Annotated in this window: 23 protein-coding genes; 2 read left to right on the plus strand and 21 right to left on the minus strand. The window is 43.8% G+C overall.

Annotated features, from left to right (window positions below; all coding sequences use genetic code 11):
- Window positions 1–23: 23 nt before the first annotated feature.
- The 12 genes from VZF35_RS02010 to VZF35_RS02065 all read right to left on the minus strand — a co-directional run bounded on the left by VZF35_RS02010 (window position 24) and on the right by VZF35_RS02065 (window position 7,736).
- On the minus strand, window positions 24–431 hold the full coding sequence (locus VZF35_RS02010; protein ID WP_407310480.1) for a hypothetical protein: 408 nt from the start codon (window positions 429–431) through the stop codon (window positions 24–26).
- Entirely contained in the window at window positions 412–915 is a 504-nt protein-coding gene (locus tag VZF35_RS02015) for a hypothetical protein (RefSeq protein ID WP_407310482.1), read from the minus strand. The genes VZF35_RS02010 and VZF35_RS02015 overlap by 20 nt, the downstream gene beginning before the upstream one ends.
- A 57-nt stretch (window positions 916–972) precedes the next feature.
- Window positions 973–1,284: a hypothetical protein gene (locus tag VZF35_RS02020; RefSeq protein ID WP_407310484.1), complete on the minus strand. Its 312-nt coding sequence runs from the start codon at window positions 1,282–1,284 to the stop codon at window positions 973–975.
- An 11-nt stretch (window positions 1,285–1,295) separates the two neighbouring features.
- Complete coding sequence (locus tag VZF35_RS02025) at window positions 1,296–1,766, minus strand: hypothetical protein (RefSeq protein WP_407310486.1); 471 nt, start codon at window positions 1,764–1,766, stop codon at window positions 1,296–1,298.
- An 82-nt stretch (window positions 1,767–1,848) separates the two neighbouring features.
- A complete protein-coding gene (locus VZF35_RS02030; protein ID WP_407310488.1) occupies window positions 1,849–2,109 on the minus strand; it encodes a hypothetical protein in 261 nt (86 codons plus the stop codon).
- Between the two features lie 19 nt (window positions 2,110–2,128).
- The gene (locus VZF35_RS02035; protein ID WP_407310490.1) at window positions 2,129–3,091 is read right to left on the minus strand and encodes a hypothetical protein; all 963 of its coding nucleotides are present in this window, start codon (window positions 3,089–3,091) and stop codon (window positions 2,129–2,131) included.
- A gap of 41 nt (window positions 3,092–3,132) precedes the next feature.
- Window positions 3,133–3,678 carry a hypothetical protein gene (locus VZF35_RS02040; RefSeq protein WP_407310492.1) on the minus strand — a complete coding sequence of 182 codons (546 nt, stop codon included), beginning with the start codon at window positions 3,676–3,678 and terminating at the stop codon, window positions 3,133–3,135.
- 12 nt (window positions 3,679–3,690) lie between these two features.
- On the minus strand, window positions 3,691–4,350 hold the full coding sequence (locus tag VZF35_RS02045) for a hypothetical protein (protein ID WP_407310494.1): 660 nt from the start codon (window positions 4,348–4,350) through the stop codon (window positions 3,691–3,693).
- The gene (locus VZF35_RS02050; RefSeq protein ID WP_407310496.1) at window positions 4,350–5,600 is read right to left on the minus strand and encodes a hypothetical protein; all 1,251 of its coding nucleotides are present in this window, start codon (window positions 5,598–5,600) and stop codon (window positions 4,350–4,352) included. The genes VZF35_RS02045 and VZF35_RS02050 overlap by 1 nt, the downstream gene beginning before the upstream one ends.
- Window positions 5,601–5,612: 12 nt before the next feature.
- A complete protein-coding gene (locus VZF35_RS02055) occupies window positions 5,613–6,062 on the minus strand; it encodes a hypothetical protein (RefSeq protein WP_407310498.1) in 450 nt (149 codons plus the stop codon).
- Between the two features lie 18 nt (window positions 6,063–6,080).
- A complete protein-coding gene (locus VZF35_RS02060; RefSeq protein WP_407310500.1) occupies window positions 6,081–6,416 on the minus strand; it encodes a hypothetical protein in 336 nt (111 codons plus the stop codon).
- 12 nt (window positions 6,417–6,428) lie between these two features.
- A complete protein-coding gene (locus VZF35_RS02065) occupies window positions 6,429–7,736 on the minus strand; it encodes a hypothetical protein (RefSeq protein WP_407310502.1) in 1,308 nt (435 codons plus the stop codon).
- An 87-nt stretch (window positions 7,737–7,823) separates the two neighbouring features.
- Here VZF35_RS02065 and VZF35_RS02070 point away from each other — a divergent pair, with 87 nt between their 5' ends.
- On the plus strand, window positions 7,824–7,994 hold the full coding sequence (locus VZF35_RS02070) for a hypothetical protein (protein WP_407310504.1): 171 nt from the start codon (window positions 7,824–7,826) through the stop codon (window positions 7,992–7,994).
- Here the strand turns inward: VZF35_RS02070 and VZF35_RS02075 are convergent.
- Window positions 7,984–8,130 carry a hypothetical protein gene (locus tag VZF35_RS02075; protein WP_407310506.1) on the minus strand — a complete coding sequence of 49 codons (147 nt, stop codon included), beginning with the start codon at window positions 8,128–8,130 and terminating at the stop codon, window positions 7,984–7,986. The genes VZF35_RS02070 and VZF35_RS02075 overlap by 11 nt on opposite strands.
- 90 nt (window positions 8,131–8,220) lie before the next feature.
- On the opposite strand from VZF35_RS02075, the gene VZF35_RS02080 reads away from it, so the two are divergent.
- Entirely contained in the window at window positions 8,221–8,778 is a 558-nt protein-coding gene (locus VZF35_RS02080; RefSeq protein ID WP_407310508.1) for an SHOCT domain-containing protein, read from the plus strand.
- Window positions 8,779–8,803: 25 nt separating this feature from the next.
- Here the strand turns inward: VZF35_RS02080 and VZF35_RS02085 are convergent, their stop codons facing one another.
- From VZF35_RS02085 to VZF35_RS02120, 8 genes are read right to left on the minus strand one after another with little or no spacing between them, the layout of a single operon-like run.
- On the minus strand, window positions 8,804–12,019 hold the full coding sequence (locus VZF35_RS02085; RefSeq protein WP_407310510.1) for a phage tail tape measure protein: 3,216 nt from the start codon (window positions 12,017–12,019) through the stop codon (window positions 8,804–8,806).
- A gap of 2 nt (window positions 12,020–12,021) precedes the next feature.
- Complete coding sequence (locus tag VZF35_RS02090) at window positions 12,022–12,192, minus strand: hypothetical protein (protein ID WP_407310512.1); 171 nt, start codon at window positions 12,190–12,192, stop codon at window positions 12,022–12,024.
- Between the two features lie 23 nt (window positions 12,193–12,215).
- Window positions 12,216–12,542 (minus strand): hypothetical protein, encoded by a 327-nt coding sequence (locus VZF35_RS02095; RefSeq protein ID WP_407310514.1) that lies wholly within the window; start codon window positions 12,540–12,542, stop codon window positions 12,216–12,218.
- Window positions 12,543–12,563: 21 nt separating this feature from the next.
- On the minus strand, window positions 12,564–13,487 hold the full coding sequence (locus VZF35_RS02100; protein ID WP_407310516.1) for a phage tail tube protein: 924 nt from the start codon (window positions 13,485–13,487) through the stop codon (window positions 12,564–12,566).
- A complete protein-coding gene (locus tag VZF35_RS02105) occupies window positions 13,487–13,639 on the minus strand; it encodes a hypothetical protein (RefSeq protein WP_407310518.1) in 153 nt (50 codons plus the stop codon). The genes VZF35_RS02100 and VZF35_RS02105 overlap by 1 nt, the downstream gene beginning before the upstream one ends.
- Window positions 13,640–13,649: 10 nt before the next feature.
- Window positions 13,650–14,090, minus strand: a complete 441-nt coding sequence (locus tag VZF35_RS02110) for a hypothetical protein (RefSeq protein WP_407310520.1) — start codon at window positions 14,088–14,090, stop codon at window positions 13,650–13,652.
- Window positions 14,087–14,533 carry a hypothetical protein gene (locus tag VZF35_RS02115; protein ID WP_407310522.1) on the minus strand — a complete coding sequence of 149 codons (447 nt, stop codon included), beginning with the start codon at window positions 14,531–14,533 and terminating at the stop codon, window positions 14,087–14,089. The genes VZF35_RS02110 and VZF35_RS02115 overlap by 4 nt, the downstream gene beginning before the upstream one ends.
- Complete coding sequence (locus VZF35_RS02120; RefSeq protein WP_407310524.1) at window positions 14,533–15,438, minus strand: hypothetical protein; 906 nt, start codon at window positions 15,436–15,438, stop codon at window positions 14,533–14,535. The genes VZF35_RS02115 and VZF35_RS02120 overlap by 1 nt, the downstream gene beginning before the upstream one ends.
- Between the last annotated feature and the right edge of the window lie 3 nt (window positions 15,439–15,441).

The following is a 15,441-nucleotide window of genomic DNA, read 5'->3' on the forward strand; positions in this document are numbered from 1 at the left end:
AAGAGCCGCCCTTTCGGATGACTCTATGACCCTATCGTTACCTTCTTTTCTTCTGTCCCTGATATTTTCTTATTGAGTTCCTTCAGTTCGATAAGCTCCTTCAGGGCTAGTTGGTGCAAATGCTTTGTTTCTTTTCGCTCCATGTTGGCAAGGTAAAGCTCCTTTTTAAGCATTTCTCTTTCAATCATAACTACATCATGAGTTTCCTTAGCCTGCCGTATGGAGCCACGACCAAGAACGTCTTGCCCAACCATAATCAAGCTGAGTGCGACAAGTTGAATGATCCCGCCCGAAACGTAGAACACCACGCTTTGAGCTGCAGGGAAAACTAAGGGAATTAAGCTCCAAAACAAAAATGCATAGGCACACCACATAGTAGCCATGCCTTGAGTGATTTTTGCGGCTAGCCAATCATTCCATTTTCGAATCAATGGCTTGCACCTCCTCCAAAACTTGCTCTGCTGTTTCTCCCTGCTGGGGTATCGGATCGCAACCATCCTTTGCTAACTTTTGCACCAACCACGCTGGAAACGTCATGCTGTGAATTCCTGTGCCGCTATTTCCATCCTCATGATCGACACCTGTATGATGATGCTGGCAAAGTACCACGAGGCACCTTAAATCATCTACTGTAGTTAAGGGTTGATTTTTTAAAAGCCGGCCATATCCATAAATGTCCCACTCTTCAACAAAGGCTTTCAGCTTGTTAAAGTCAATATCATTGGCAAACAGCCACTCTGCCATATGGTGTACTTGGAGATCTTCTGTACTTCCGCATACCCAGCATTTATAATGGCCGTCTTCTTTGAGACGTTCTTTGTTACGTCGAAATTCCGGCGATTCGGTACGGTCAACGTGGGATGGGTCAATAACTACTTCTATGATAGTTCGCTTCATGATGTGCGCTTCAACCATGCATATCCTCTCCTTTCTTCTAATATATGTAGACAAGCTTCTTAGTGCCATCGAAGGTTAGCCCTTCTCTTCAAGGGTATCAATCCGTTTATGAGCAGATTTTGCAGACTCTTCGAGGCGGGCTATTTTTACTGCATGGTCGGATAATTCCGCCCCGTGGCCCTCTAGCTTTCGGTTTGTGTCGCGCTGTTCAAGCAGTATGTCGTCAACGCGTTTTTTGATGTAGGAAGTATCGGCTTGTTGCTCGCCTGTTTTTTCTCCTGCTACATAAGTGTCCTTTTTGACTCCGCTTACATAGCCGACATATCCAAATATGACTCCGCCAAGCGCTCCAGCTGCCACGATATACGATACTGTTACCTGATCCACTTTACCCCCTCCTAAATGCTACCCTTATAACGTAATGGCTTAGGTATATCGCCTGGACTTGGATATTTAATGCCTTTCCATTTATCAAGCCCAACATCACGATAGATTCCAGCCCAGAGCGTTGAGCAAACCCTAATCTTGGGCACTTCCTTGTAAGGTAACCATACGCCTAATTCATAACGAACTAATTCAATTCCGAGTAAAACATAGTCGTAATGGCCGCCAATGTTCCATTGAGCAAGCTTAAGCATTTGCTGTCTCTGGTAGTCAGTTGCTTCATCACATCCAAATACGTCTGCTATGCCTTTGTACTTGCTCAGGAGAGCATAGCCCGTCTTGCGGAACCCCTCAGCCTCGATCAATTGCCCATTGCCGACATATCCAGCAATATGTGAGTATTGGCTATGCTCTACAGCTTCGATAGCCTCAGAGATCAAACCATTTCCCTTAACTGCTAGAATGTCTCCTATCTTGAGATCCACTCTATCCCTCCTTTTGGGTATAAGAAAAACGCCCCTTATTTCAGAGCGTTTGATGATTCGGCTTTTGGGTCTTTAGCGAAGGTTAGAATCCCGTCAATGGCGTTACAGATTGAACGGGGTTCGCCATACTTGCTAATTCTGCCTGTACCAATAAGGTTATCTCATTTTTAATATTTGCTAGATATTGAGTCGCTGTTTGTCCCTCTGGTGGAATTAATGTCCAACAATATTCTCGCACATAATTGGGATCTGGTGTCTTGCTGCCTGCTAGAGTTTTAGCCGAGTCCATCCACACTTGAAAGTAATACTGAGTTGGTTGTTGCTCGGCGGTTAAATATTGCATTATATTAGCCCTCCTAACTTTATAAAATAAGCGATGCCCCTAATGCGTACGTGTAGCTCGATGAATCTCCATGTTGAACGAGCACGGAAAAGGTGCGAGGAAGAATACCATTTATCGCAACGTTAATGCCGGTACCAGCGACTGTAGATATACCGGGATAAAATGCATACCCTCTTACCCCAGTCGATGTTATTGCGGCTGGTGCCGCAGTTAACCATGGAGCATAACCCCCTATAAGAGGATGCCCTCCTTGTACTATTACCTGTAATCCTCCTGTACCACTTGCGGCTGTTACGTTGATCCACACAATTATACCTTTTGCATTATAGTTAGTTTGCGTAGGTGAGACGGTTGAGGATGTTCTAGCTGCACTAGCTAATAATGTTAATTCAGTGTTTCCTCTTTGCTTATCCCAAGTCGCTCCATTAAAGTCCTGGTTAAATTGCGCTACGTCTCCTGCTCCAGGCGTTAGTCCATCATTCGCTAAACTCCCAGTAATAGAAGCATTAACATTCTGCGGTCCTGCCACACTCATTGCACTCGTCGAAAGCCTAAACGTTCCCTGAGCATTGGCCCCATTCACATATCTAAAGCGATAGTACCGATCTAAAGGTGCTTGCCAAGGAATAGTTGCTGCCACGCCTGCCGAGACGGCAACACTTGCCTGAGTGAGGTTCCAGTTTGTGTTGTCCATGGAAACGTCCATGTAGAGCGTGCCCGGTTGATCTGCGTAGACGTGAGCGCAAACCATGTTGTCTTGGGGAACAGCCAGGGAATCGATTGCGGGGGAAGTATACGTTGCGTTACCAGTAAGGGGAGCTGTGGTTAGTATTTGTTGCTGGCGCCTAGTTGCGGCTTCAGCCACGTGAACATTACCTGGCTCAGTAACTTCTATTTCCGAGGGTACAGCAGGATTATTAGATGCATCAAGGTTGGCAATATAAGGTACTCCATTAACGTCATCGGGGATTGCAAAGGACATTTTACCGCCTCCTTAAAATAAAAATAACACCCTTAAGGCGTTTAAAACTGGACCGTTATTGCGTTGACTTGATCTATGGCCGTACATGCGTTGACTTGAGATAAATATCCATGCATTTTAGTATTGTTTGTGGCTTTAAACATCAGAACGTCATTGAATAAAGCCATTAAACTTGTTTGATCATTAAACGGAATGGGATTATCGTTAATATCATAAACATTTCGAGGATAAGTTACCTTATTGTTTGACATCATTAGATAAAGTTCATCGAAAGTTTGTTCTGCTGTTGAATTATAAGGGTATGTTTTTTCCGTACCGCTTGTGCTAGACGTAAAGCCTGCCGCAAGCTTTTTATTATACAAAGCAGTTATCTGATCTTTCCTTGCTTGCTGTGCATCGGCTAGAGTTGGTTGAGGAATAACTGGTGCGCTAAAGTTATCTGTTGCCGAGTCATAATCCCAACCTTCTTGCGGCTGTGGATTTAAATTTGTTATATCTTTTGTCACTATATCAGGAGCGAATACAGGCATTGCATCAGCCTCAAATATCCACCACGCCTTATTGCTAAAAATCTGAGCATATCTCATGCTATATCCCTCCTAAGCGTCCCACTCGACGATTAATACACCACTTTGACCTGTTGCGCCCGTCGCTCCCCCTGTACCTCCTGCGCCTCCTGTACCCCCCGCTCCTATCGTAACGGCTATGCTTGAGTATCCTGTAATATCTATTGGATAGTGATCGGCCTTACCCCCGGCTCCGCCCCCTCCGCCACCGCCGCCACCTATCCCCCAACCGCTTGAACCTGTACCCCCAGCACCAGCTCCCCATGCTCCTGACCCTCCAGCCGCCCCGCTAGTACCTGTAGCCGTAGCTCCTTGATAGCCAATTCCGCCCGCAGAAGTAAACAACAATGATGTACCGTTTAATGATGCTGCCCCACCCGATCCACCAATGCCCCCAGATGAGCTACCTGTGTTAGCCGGAGGAGCAGGAGCGCCAATACCTCCTGTACCTCCAGATAAGGATAGCAGGCTTCCAAAACTTGTTATCCCTCCAGAGTTTCCATTGCTCCCGGCTGTGCCCCCTACGCTAGTGCTAACATTTCCTCCCGCTCCTCCACCGCCGCCACCACAACCGGCTAGAGCAGATACACGAACTTTTGTTACACCTGTAGGGACGGTAAACGTGCCTGACGCTGTAAATAGCTGCCACCTTAGCCCTTTTGCTTTTATTGCGCTGTAAGTTAATGCATCCATCAGACGATCACCTCCGCAACCAGATTCCAATAGGGGTCAAAATTATAAGCACAGGATAGTGCTTCCCCTGTGATTAGTGTTCTTGTTTCTTCAATTCTTTGAACCGGAGTTGTGTCGATGAACCCGCCGTAGAGATTCATAATTGCATCCATCTGCGCTTGAGTTGGTTCGTTTCCTGCACCATAGATGGACGTAAGGTCTAGAATGATAACTCCATCAAAATTAATTATGCCCGTGGTATATTGAGCCAGCCTAATGGAAATCCCGCCTGATGCTGCTGTTTTTCTTAAGGATGAATAAGCCCACCCGCTTGTTGTCGGACCCAAACTTGTTGCTACTGGATTGGATACACCATCACCATCAAACGCGCATAATTGTCCAGCGGCTGATCCTAGATTAGCATTGTAACTTGTGGCTGCATAGCAAATATGACCATTAGGTATGGTAATTGTTTGTACCGCCGTTTGCCCATTCGCAGTAAATTTAAGGGATTGAGTTCCAAATTTATATACAGAAGCATCTATGGTCCCACCGGAATTGGTCCATCCCGTTGTTCCATTTTCAAAACTGCCATTATTAATTAAACTGGCTAACGTCAAATACTTAAACAAATCAGTTCTCAGGACGTTGCCTCCTGAATCTTTGTGGAGGATTTGAGTGATTTGGTTGCCCGTAAAAGTTGGGTATTGAGTTGTGCCTTGGATGAAATCTTCATACAAAGATAATTGCGCTAATCGCGTTCCTGAACTATTTGCATTGGGCACACTCGCTGGAATTGCCGTACCATTCCAACTTGGCATTCCTGTTCCCAGTGCCGCATCGGCAACGTTATCTGTCCAGGGTAATCCACTTGTTAGAGCAAGAGCAAACTTTTCAGTTCCACTAGCGCCATTTGCGGCAGTACGATAAACGAGAGTTGCGACAATAGGCACTGCGATTACTGGGCTAGTTCCCGTCACTTGTTGATTAGCTGGCGAAATCGAAGCTTCAGGACCGGGGACAAAACCAGATATCCATATGTTGCCGTTATCTTCTTTCCAGCCAGTAGCGTAGACTAGCTGGTATTTATATGCTCCATTGAGTACGCCTGCGCTTCCAATACTTAGGGATGGGGCGATAGGTGCGGAGGAGGGAGCGCATAATGACATTGGCCCAATATCGGCTTGAGCGATAAGGGCTTTGATTAGTTGATTTACATCTGACGCTAAGGGTTTATTTGCCAAACCATTAGCAATTTGTTTAAAAGGCACGTGAACACCTCCTTAATTGCCCTGGAAGAGGATTTGCCACTGAACAGTATAGAGCTGACTTGTAGATTTATAATCGTTTACTGCCACGTGACACCATGGATTGCCGTTCGTATCGCTCAGAAGGATTTCTGTATACTGTCCTGAGGGGTCTGTTGCTTGGTAAGTATGGGCATATTGAGCATAGAACGTTTGATAAACTTGGATGTAATCGGCTGTTTTGAGAGTTCCAGAGATTGGGGACCATAATCCAGGATCATTAGCCGCAGGCGTGCCTAATCCGTTACCAAGGCTTATCTGTGTTGGAGGAATTACGGCCCCTCCGCCGGTTAGCCATTTAACAACTGATTGCAAGAGATAATTGTTAATCTTGTTTCGGTATTCTTTTTCAGCGACCACTTTAAGCGTTTCGGCGTCAATGGTCTTTGTTTTGACTATGCCGACAAAGCCAGCCCGTTCAATCAATGTTCTCACTCCCTTTATTTATTTTTGCGGCGTAGGCACACCCATTACGCCCATTGAATATCCCGAGGCATAATGACCAGATCCCCAAGACCAATTTGGAGATCCCCAATAAATATCAGAATCAACCATAGTGGCGCTGGAAATTATGTCAGTTAATGTGACTATCTTTGAAATATTTTCTTGAATACTCGATGGTTGTACCCAAGTATTAATAATGTCGGTAACTGTTGCTTTGTCGTATGGTGAGGCAAAAAATTGTAACACCGTATTGTCGAAAGAGCTATCGTCCATGTCATCAAGTCTGCCATGCAAACTCTTGAGCATTTGGACCATAAATTGATCATTGCTTGTCATTGTTTAGTCCTCCTAAACGAGGTATGGGGTATTGGCAATTGTTACTGCATATTGAATCATTAAGCCATCATCATCGGCCTTAACGATGGTTTTTGTCACGGATTGAACATACATTTGCTGGTTGTTCATTCCATCCATTCGCCGTACTGAGTTGATATAAAAATACTGGCCCGCTCTCCATCCTTGAGTAAAGGAATTGAAAGTGCCAGTTAATTGAGGGTAAGCATATTTATAAAGGAGCATATTGCCACGAGCATTAATTGCGTCTACAGTGGCTTGAGATGAAGATGGTTCCGTATTCGCGTATTCATACCGACCATCACCATTACCGTCTGTTGCCGCTGCTTCCTGTTGCGCTGCAGGATCCTCTCTCATGAAGATAGAGTCCGTGAGATAATACATTGTCACCGATATGGCAACTCCACTCGCGGGAGCGTAATTCAACCTAAACATGTTATTACTGTAATTGATATAAGCAGAGGTTGTATCTGTGAGGTTTTGGCCTGGTGAACCGTCTGCCATATCACGTTTAATAGTCAAAGGTGTTCCGCCAACGGTAACGCTTACGTCTCCTGTTTCCCTTGACGGTTTATAGCCCAAATTCCATTGCATTGTCTGCCCATCACCGGTAAAGTTCAATGTTACCGGAGTGCTCTGCCTAGCCTTAAAGCCCTTCATGTAAATCCTAGTTTTCTTCTGTGAACCGTCTTCCGTAAATTCTAAGTCGCTATAATTTTGCGTGTCAGTGTCAGCATTTAGGGTGTTATTGGGTAGTGGAGAAACAAAGGTTTCCACTGGATAGAAATGCACATCTTTGTAATAGTCAACATACCAACCAAATTCCAGTTGATCTGCAATTTTCTTTATCGCCTCCGAAGGTTTAATATAATTGAAGTAGATCGGAGGAATTAAAAAACCAGGTTGTACATTGTTTGTTGTAAAGCCCGGACAAAAAGAAGATGCAATTAGTTTTACCATTGCATCAGCATACATGGAGTCATAATAATTAATGACCAAGTGCCGATCTAGCCAGCGTTCATAGCTTTGAGCCGTGACGGTATATACAAGGTCTGTCCCAATGTCATCCTCTACAACAGTAGTTACTACTCCGCCAAATTCCCTTGTCCCCGCATCATTTAGCCAAATTACTTCATTGCCATCTGTGGGCCTTGGTAATTCACCACGGAGGGTAACGGTAAATTTCATAATATCAGCGGTCATAACGGCTGAGTTATCTACCTCGACAGATTCAAGGTCAATATATTTGGTATAGTCTGCTCCGGCGATTGTTATTGTTGTGGTGGAAGGAATGAGGATCACCTCCTTGGCTAATAATGGCAGGAAATAGGAAACCCCCTGACGAATTGAGAAGATGCGTGTCTACTCAAAAGGAAAGGGGGTGATTTTATGTCTTTTACTCAATCGGATGTTAACCGTATTGTTGATAAGCTTGTTCGTGGAATGGATAAGAATGTTGAAGAGCTTTCCAATGAAGAATTGATTAAAATTACAAAGATTGCAATCTATGAATCCGTTGAAAAGTATATGGCTGATATTGTAAACCAAGTTAAATTTTGAAGTTAAACGACTTCCTGATTGCATCGACCAAAACTTCTCCCGCAATACATCTTGACTTTTCTGGCTGTTCTTGGAGTTGTCGCTCTAAGTCAGCCATTTTCTTTTCTAAGGCTTCCATTCTTTCTTCTAATGTCATTTTGAACACTTCCTTTGATTTTTTACTTTACATAAGTTTGTCCAAAGGTTTATAGTTGAGGAAAATATTAGGAATGTGGAGGGGGTTAATTTGGTCATCTCTGAAAGTGAAAAGATAATTGAACCAATCAAAAACAAGAAGATACTTAATGGTGTTAAGCAAAATATAGTTCCTGGAGAAGAAATTTATATTCAGATTAATAATTACTCAAATGATCACGTTCTAGTTGCAACATCTAAGGGGCTTTATATTTTCAAGGCCGGATTTATGGGCGGCGCAACATTTGGGTCAAAAGTTACCCAATTTCCCTATGGAAAGATTACCGGAGTTGAGATTAAATTCAATCTTTTATCAGGGTCTTTTGAGGTTTATTCTGGCAGTACACAAAAGATCGTTGGCATTGGGTTAAACAATGTTGTCAATGCGTCGAATTCAATTGTTATAGACAAAAATGATCGAGGTAAATTTGAAAGAGCGGTTATAACCATACGCGCGCTTATGGATTTCCATAGTAATAATCAACAAATGGCTATCAATGCACCTGATATTCTTGACCAAATTAGAAGGTTATCAGATCTGCTGAAAGATGGGATAATTACAAATGGAGAATTCGAGCAAAAGAAAGCAATTTTATTAAGCAAGATTTAATTGGCCGGGGTTTATGCCCCGGCTTTTAGATTGCGAAATTGTATTGTTGGCGCAAAGCTGTTGCTATATCAGTGCCGATTTGCCCACCATTATTAGACGGGCTATTAACGTAAATATTGAAGGTATGTGAGGCTGATTGATTGTTGCTTGCTCCGATATTATTACTAATTGACATAGTATTGCTAATGGGGGAATTACCCTTGATAAGACCATTAACTTGATCCGCTAGGGGAGTAATCATTAAATTAGCGGCATATTGTATTTTTTGTGCCCCTTCTTTTAGCCCGCTAGCAAACATATTGGCAAAGTTGGGTGCCCAAGTATCTGAGTCACTTGCAGGTCCTTCTTTTGTAGGGCTATGGAAACCAAGTTGATTTTTTATAGCGCTGGCTACATTGGAGGCAGCTTGAATAACTGATCCGATAGCCCCCTCGATACCATGCGCGATCATAAGGACAAGATTCTTCCCAAAGTCGAACGCATTATTTAAGAAGTTTGTAAACAAGTTCATTACGTCACCAAAGACGTTTTTAATAGTATTAAGCATATCGTGCCACGCATCAGACCAATGTCCAGTTAAAATATCTAGTGCCACTTTGAATATTCCGCTAACTACATCCCACGCTACTCTTAAGACACCTACGATTAAATCCCAAACAAGTTTTAAGGCATCCTTAATCGCATTCCATGCATCTTGCCACGCACCTTTAATGAGACCAAGGGCGGCGACAATTATTGTTCCGATAAGTGCAGCCGCCGGAGCTAGCGCAACGGCCATTAAGTGCCATACTTCAACGAATAAATCTTTAAGTTCGGGCCAAATTTGTTTCCAATAGTCAGAAATGGTTTTGATTGCATTTGTGATTGTTGGACCAATATAATTCCAAACTTCAGTAATTTTTTGTTGAATACTATCCCAAATCGAGGCAAAGAACTGTTTTAAGCTGTTAAATATATTGACCGCATCGTCCTTGAGTTGGCTCCATGACATCGGGATTGTTTTACCGAAGTGTTCAGTTACCCATCCTTTGATAGTGTCCCAGTTTGCTATGATTGCACCAACGCCAGCAGCGATGCCCAATACCAACATTCCCCAGGGACCTGTTATCACTTCTAGGGCTGTGCTTGCAGCGGCTGTGATACCCTCCCATGAGAAAGCCGTCCTGACAAATGCTAATATTTTGGGCCCTAACCCCATTACAAACTCACCAAAGGTCGAAAACGCCCCCTTTACGGTATTGAGTATATTTGTAATACTCAGCGTTTCCTTTACGCTCTGAATGAATAATCCTACGCTAGCCCTAGCGTTAGCTAAAAAGTATGTCGTATCGAATTCCTTTATGGTTTTAAAGGCGCTTCCCAATAATCTGAACGGACCTTTGACGGCATCTTCAATGACGCTACCAATTCCTTTTAAGCCTGAAGTAATGCCGCCACCTAGCCCCCCCAGCATCCCTAGTAACCCACTACTTGAAGCTCCAGCCTCTGCAGCCGTTAATTCCCCAACTGCCATCGTTGTCGCTCTTACGGTTCCCAATAGTCCAGTAAAGGCCGATCCCACCATTCGGGCGGCAACCCCTAATGTTGTAAAGCCGGGCTGCATAAGAGTTATTGCTATGGCTGCACTTCCCAATACTCCCGCTAGGGTTAATGTAACTGCCGCCAGGCCCCCAACTACCATAATGACTTGCTTTGTCGCTGGCGATAAATCCGTAAGCCACTTAACAGCACCTTGCGCAGTTTGTGCTAAGTTCCTCATAGGAGCCTGAAGCGTATCCCCAAAGGATTTAGACATCGTTTGAGTCGCCGCATCCAATCTAATCATATCTCCTTGCAGATTATTCATCTTCTCGGCGGCAATATCGGCGGCATTTTCATCCAAGAGAGTTTTCTTTAACTCTTCAAACTTATCTCTTCCTTCTGTGACAACTGTGTTTAATCCAGCAAGTCCGTATTTGGTAAAGGTTGCAGCAAGCGCTGCCTCTTTTTGTTTGTCGTTTAATCCACCAAACTTCTGGTTGAGAATATCTAAGATATCGGGCATAGGCTTTAAGTTGCCATTGAGTTGATAGAATGAGTCTGACGCTCCGTCCTTTGCACTTACTCCTAAGGCTTGCATGAGTTCGGCAGCTTTTTGGGTTCGTGGCTCAAGCCCCAAGAACATATTCTTAAGTGCGGTGCCGGCTTGGGATCCCTTAATACCATGTTGAGCCAAGAGGGCTAGGCCGGTAGATACATCTTCGACTGACTGGTGCATATTCGAAGCCACGGGGCCTACTTGCTTCATGGCATTATAGAAGTCGTTCATAGTTGCCGAGGATGTGTGCATGGCCCCGGAGATTATGTCCCCGACCTTCGATAATTGTTGCCCAGATAGGCTATATTCATTTGCAATATCGGTAATGAGTGTTGCGGTTTCACTCATGCTTGAATCTGTGGCTTGTGCAAGATTATTCGTCACTTCAATAGCGCCATTGACTCCATCACCGAGAATTTGCACCGAACTTAAGCCTTGACGGGCAAGGTCATACATCCCTTGGGCTATTTCATTAGCACTGAATTTTGAATTACTCCCGAGCCTTAATGCCTCATCCGACATTTCCTTCATATTTGCAGTAGGCTCACGTTTCATTAGTACAGCATTAATTCGAGACATATTGCCCTCGAATTCGGCTCCAGATGTAATAGCGCTCTCGAACATATGGCCTAATGTTTCGCCGGCTTTTCTGGCTTCGTCAGCCATCATTTGCAAGCCAATAATTCCGCCCATATCATGCCATAAGCCAACTGTTTGCTCTTGTGCGGTTTGTGATGCCCGCCCCATATTTGTAAAGGCTTCTGCTGCTTGGGTAGTATTTTCTCGTACTGCTAAAACGACAGCCGATAAACCCTCCTCCATGGCACGAAATGATTCGTTGATAGCCCTACTATCTTCTTGAGAGGCGTCCATCATTTCTCGCATTGAGGTTGCCATGCCATTTGCGGCTTCAGTAAAACTGGTTTCGATAGTGTTCCTTAACTCATTGACTCCTCTGCCTTCTTCATCAAGGCTAGTAACCATTCCTCTGGAGGCCTCCTGAGTTGTTGAGATTATACCGCGAAAGCTTTCTTCGATAGAGCGAGATGTTTCCTGTACAACGTTTATTAAATCGCTCATGGATTGGCTTACTCCCTCGAAAGCAGGAGAGGCTTCGTTCATTGCCTGAAGACGTAATTTCAATAGTGATTCTTTGTCGGCCAAAATTAATCACCTCCTTGGAGAAGTTTCTGGATAGTGCTCTCCTGGGACATAAAATAAAGATCCCGCTCAACGATGTAAGTCGGGATCTTATCCATTTCCTCTGGGGTATATCCAAATTCTCTGCGATAGACCATCTCGACATATTCTTTCGGCGCTTGATCCGTTCGCTTCATTAGAAAATTGCTGAGTTGGTCCTTTAGGCGTTTGGGATGTTGGCCCCTTGTTTTGCAATTTCACCGTATTTTAGCATAACTGTATTGATGGCAAGCATAGGCAGGAGCAAAAGGGATTCTGCATTGATTGGGAAAGGAATAGGATTATCATCTTCATCAAGAACGTAGCCGTTTTTGATAAGTTTTAATACCGCAAACTCGGTTCCGCCAAATATAGAGTCTATGGAATCGTTCTTGAATTTCTCTTGAAGTTGTTTCTGGAATCCATAAGGCATTATCTTGGGATCCTTGATCTCCACATATTGCCCTTCGCCTAATTCGGATAAATCAATTTTAATAAGGTTAGCCATAATTCAAATTCCTCCAATTTATTAATAACTTGCGACTGAGTTAACTAACGAGATTTTGATAGGTCCAGCGTCTGTAGTATTGTAAATGCCACGAATACTCGCCGAGACTCTAGCCATTTCTTGTGACCGATCAATCCCGGCTATTTTTTCAAAATCACACTTGGACATTTGAATGGTCAAAATGTTTGCTCCGCTTGTAAACGTTAAAACGACAATAGGTTGTGTCGCATTGAGGTAATACTGAAGTTCAGTGTAGTCATCAATTTCGAAGTCGAGCTTGCCTGTGACTTCCAATTTCCCCACATTTACCTTTGTGGGCGATTGGGAATTGTTTGCTCCGAATGTAAACTTCACATCTCGCTTTAGACTTAAATCTCCACCAATCAAGCGAGTGTTTCCTGCTCCTGCAATCGTCAAGGCAGCCTGATAACCAACGATTGGCTGTACCGTTCCATACGTAGGTGTATGAATTGATCCAGCAAGTGTAGAAAGTTTCGATACCCACTTGGTAGACTTGGATAGTTCTCCCTCAGTAGTAAATTTAAGATCAAGTTGTTGTAGGATCGAACCGGCAAATTGACGCTCATTCACTCCATCATAGTCCGTCAGTGTATAACTAGGCGGCTGAGTTGCGGCTAATGTAAAGGCATGAGTGTATGGGCTTGTGCCCGAAACTGAGTCCTGCCCAAGTATCGCCAAGAGAAGGTTGCCAAAAACATCTGGGTAAACCATCCCATCTAAGTCATATTTTGCGCTTGCTACTCCTGCGTAGGACGCAAAATCCTTCGACAGATTCCCCCTGATGCCATCATCGATAACACGTTTGATATCATCCTCTGATTTTAGGGTTTTGAAAGGTATCCATGTTGTCGGAGCAGTAATTGCAGTTCCCCAAGTCGTTTCCTTTGCTAAACCAGCTCTAGAATTATAGGAAATAATAGGCATTAGGAATCACCTTCCTTTTTCTTCTTTTCTTCAACCAGAATTAAAAAAACGCTATCAAGTGGCATATCCGACTCAATAACGTCTCCTTGTTGAAGTTCTTTGTGCAGTTCGATTAATAGCGTTGGTTCGTTGCCGGTATATTTGTATTTCATGTCATGCCTCCTAACCTGTGATTTCTACGGTTACGTCAAAGGTTTTAATGGCTCTCATTAGCATTGACGCGCTTCCTGCTACTTCTTGAGGGAGGAAAGAGTCGGTGTCAATGGATTCATAGGCACTCTTTAATACTGTTCCGCCTAAATCCTTATTGGCCCGCAGGGTTACGTCGATGGCATCTAGCATATCGTCGAATCTATCCTGTAGGGCTTGACCATTGGGATCTGGGTCAATTGTTTGGATATATAGAGATGCAACATAATGGATTTGTCTACGTCCCGGATTGCCCATAGAGGCCACTTTTTCATGGACTTTTTCAAGGGTTATCACTATAGAGGGAAATAGAGAACCTTGTTGAACACGAGGCAGATAAGTATAGACCGATTTAACTCCTGCCACTCCCTGTAATATTGCTTGTATGGATAATTTAACCGATTTTGTACTCATGCCATCACCCCAAATATCCTATCTGCCATTAGGCTAGCTTTTCTATCCGCTTCTTTTTCCGCTTCATCAAGTGTTTGGGGCGTAAAGTTGAGTGGTTTAGTGCCTGGATGATGTACGCTACTAGCAAAAACCTTCTCGCCGCCACGAGAAAAAACCAAACATTTAGCATTAACTGGGCTAATTACATGCGGTTTTGTGCCTTCGTCAAGATATGGACCATAAAAAGCAGAGAAGAAGGTCGCTTCCCCTCCATTTGCATTACGGTCGATTTGATACCTAATTGAGTTTTTTAACCGGCTGGTTTTGACCGGAGCCCGTTCTTTAAGGTCGTTATTGATCCAGCCGGCCATATCTTCTAACCAAGTAATCGTCTCCACATTTAGGGCAGTGGCTGCCATGGCTAATTGTTCGACGGGTCCGGTGTCCATTGTTATCTGAAACATCAGACCACCCTCTTATAACGGCGCAACATTTCCTTGGCTAGATCGATATCCACTGTATCGTCGTATTTTTGCATTTGTGGATTGCTTACGCCTTGCAAAACAATTGCATTAACACCTTTTTCCTTGAGAAGGTAATTAGTCATTAGGATGCAGGCTTGTTTCACATCTGCGGGAATAGAAGATATAGCAATTCCGGCGGCATGAGCAAAGATTAACGGTTTTGTTAAGGCCAAAATATTGCCATTTATCCCCTGGATCATGATCTTTTCCGTGTTATGCCCATCGTAGACCGTCATTGTGGTGCCAATAATGACCCCGGTCGCATCATCAACGGTAATAAAATTATCTCCAATGTTTACATTATTAGTTATGGTTGTATTTGGGTAACCGTTGATATAGCTGTACTGAGTTGTGATTTGCATATCCATAACTTTGCCTGTTTCCGTTGGGGTCAAATAGGGCATATATGGAGCACTCACAGGATAGGCGTACGCGTTTCCGATAGTCAAAGCCGGACCATTAAAGAACGGGAACCACATCATTACTTCAAAATGGCGCTCATATACTTGCACGTTAGTTAGATCAACGACTACCCACTCGGCTGAAGGATATACTTTCCACTGGAACGATTGAAGCTGAATGATGGGCACATTCTTTGGCTTAATTCGTAAGAATCCATCTTTCGTAATGAAAACAGGAACTATCTCAGTATTCACGGAGGCGTACAACCCATCCGGCATCTCGCAATAATTATCGATCCATGCACTTGCCCTGGCGATAACATTTGCTAATTCTGCATCTTGTGCGGTTGCATCGGATAGCCCAGAGAGATAATCTAAACTTGTCGGGTCAATTCCAGTAGGAGCCCGTTTGTATTCGCTTGTCGTTAAATATGAGGTGTTCAATAC

Origin of the sequence: Desulfosporosinus paludis (assembly GCF_045689965.1) — a bacterium.
GTDB lineage: Bacteria > Bacillota > Desulfitobacteriia > Desulfitobacteriales > Desulfitobacteriaceae > Desulfosporosinus > Desulfosporosinus paludis.

What these genes read in the sequence shown, in the direction of transcription:
- VZF35_RS02015 (WP_407310482.1), bottom strand. Translation starts at nt 915, where the DNA reads ATGGTTGAAGCGCACATCATGAAGCGAACTATCATAGAAGTAGTTATT.
- VZF35_RS02030 (WP_407310488.1), bottom strand. Translation starts at nt 2,109, where the DNA reads ATGCAATATTTAACCGCCGAGCAACAACCAACTCAGTATTACTTTCAA.
- VZF35_RS02035 (WP_407310490.1), bottom strand. Translation starts at nt 3,091, where the DNA reads ATGTCCTTTGCAATCCCCGATGACGTTAATGGAGTACCTTATATTGCC.
- VZF35_RS02040 (WP_407310492.1), bottom strand. Translation starts at nt 3,678, where the DNA reads ATGAGATATGCTCAGATTTTTAGCAATAAGGCGTGGTGGATATTTGAG.
- VZF35_RS02045 (WP_407310494.1), bottom strand. Translation starts at nt 4,350, where the DNA reads ATGGATGCATTAACTTACAGCGCAATAAAAGCAAAAGGGCTAAGGTGG.
- VZF35_RS02060 (WP_407310500.1), bottom strand. Translation starts at nt 6,416, where the DNA reads ATGACAAGCAATGATCAATTTATGGTCCAAATGCTCAAGAGTTTGCAT.
- VZF35_RS02070 (WP_407310504.1), top strand. Translation starts at nt 7,824, where the DNA reads ATGTCTTTTACTCAATCGGATGTTAACCGTATTGTTGATAAGCTTGTT.
- VZF35_RS02075 (WP_407310506.1), bottom strand. Translation starts at nt 8,130, where the DNA reads ATGACATTAGAAGAAAGAATGGAAGCCTTAGAAAAGAAAATGGCTGAC.
- VZF35_RS02090 (WP_407310512.1), bottom strand. Translation starts at nt 12,192, where the DNA reads ATGAAGCGAACGGATCAAGCGCCGAAAGAATATGTCGAGATGGTCTAT.
- VZF35_RS02095 (WP_407310514.1), bottom strand. Translation starts at nt 12,542, where the DNA reads ATGGCTAACCTTATTAAAATTGATTTATCCGAATTAGGCGAAGGGCAA.
- VZF35_RS02100 (WP_407310516.1), bottom strand. Translation starts at nt 13,487, where the DNA reads ATGCCTATTATTTCCTATAATTCTAGAGCTGGTTTAGCAAAGGAAACG.
- VZF35_RS02105 (WP_407310518.1), bottom strand. Translation starts at nt 13,639, where the DNA reads ATGAAATACAAATATACCGGCAACGAACCAACGCTATTAATCGAACTG.
- VZF35_RS02110 (WP_407310520.1), bottom strand. Translation starts at nt 14,090, where the DNA reads ATGAGTACAAAATCGGTTAAATTATCCATACAAGCAATATTACAGGGA.
- VZF35_RS02115 (WP_407310522.1), bottom strand. Translation starts at nt 14,533, where the DNA reads ATGTTTCAGATAACAATGGACACCGGACCCGTCGAACAATTAGCCATG.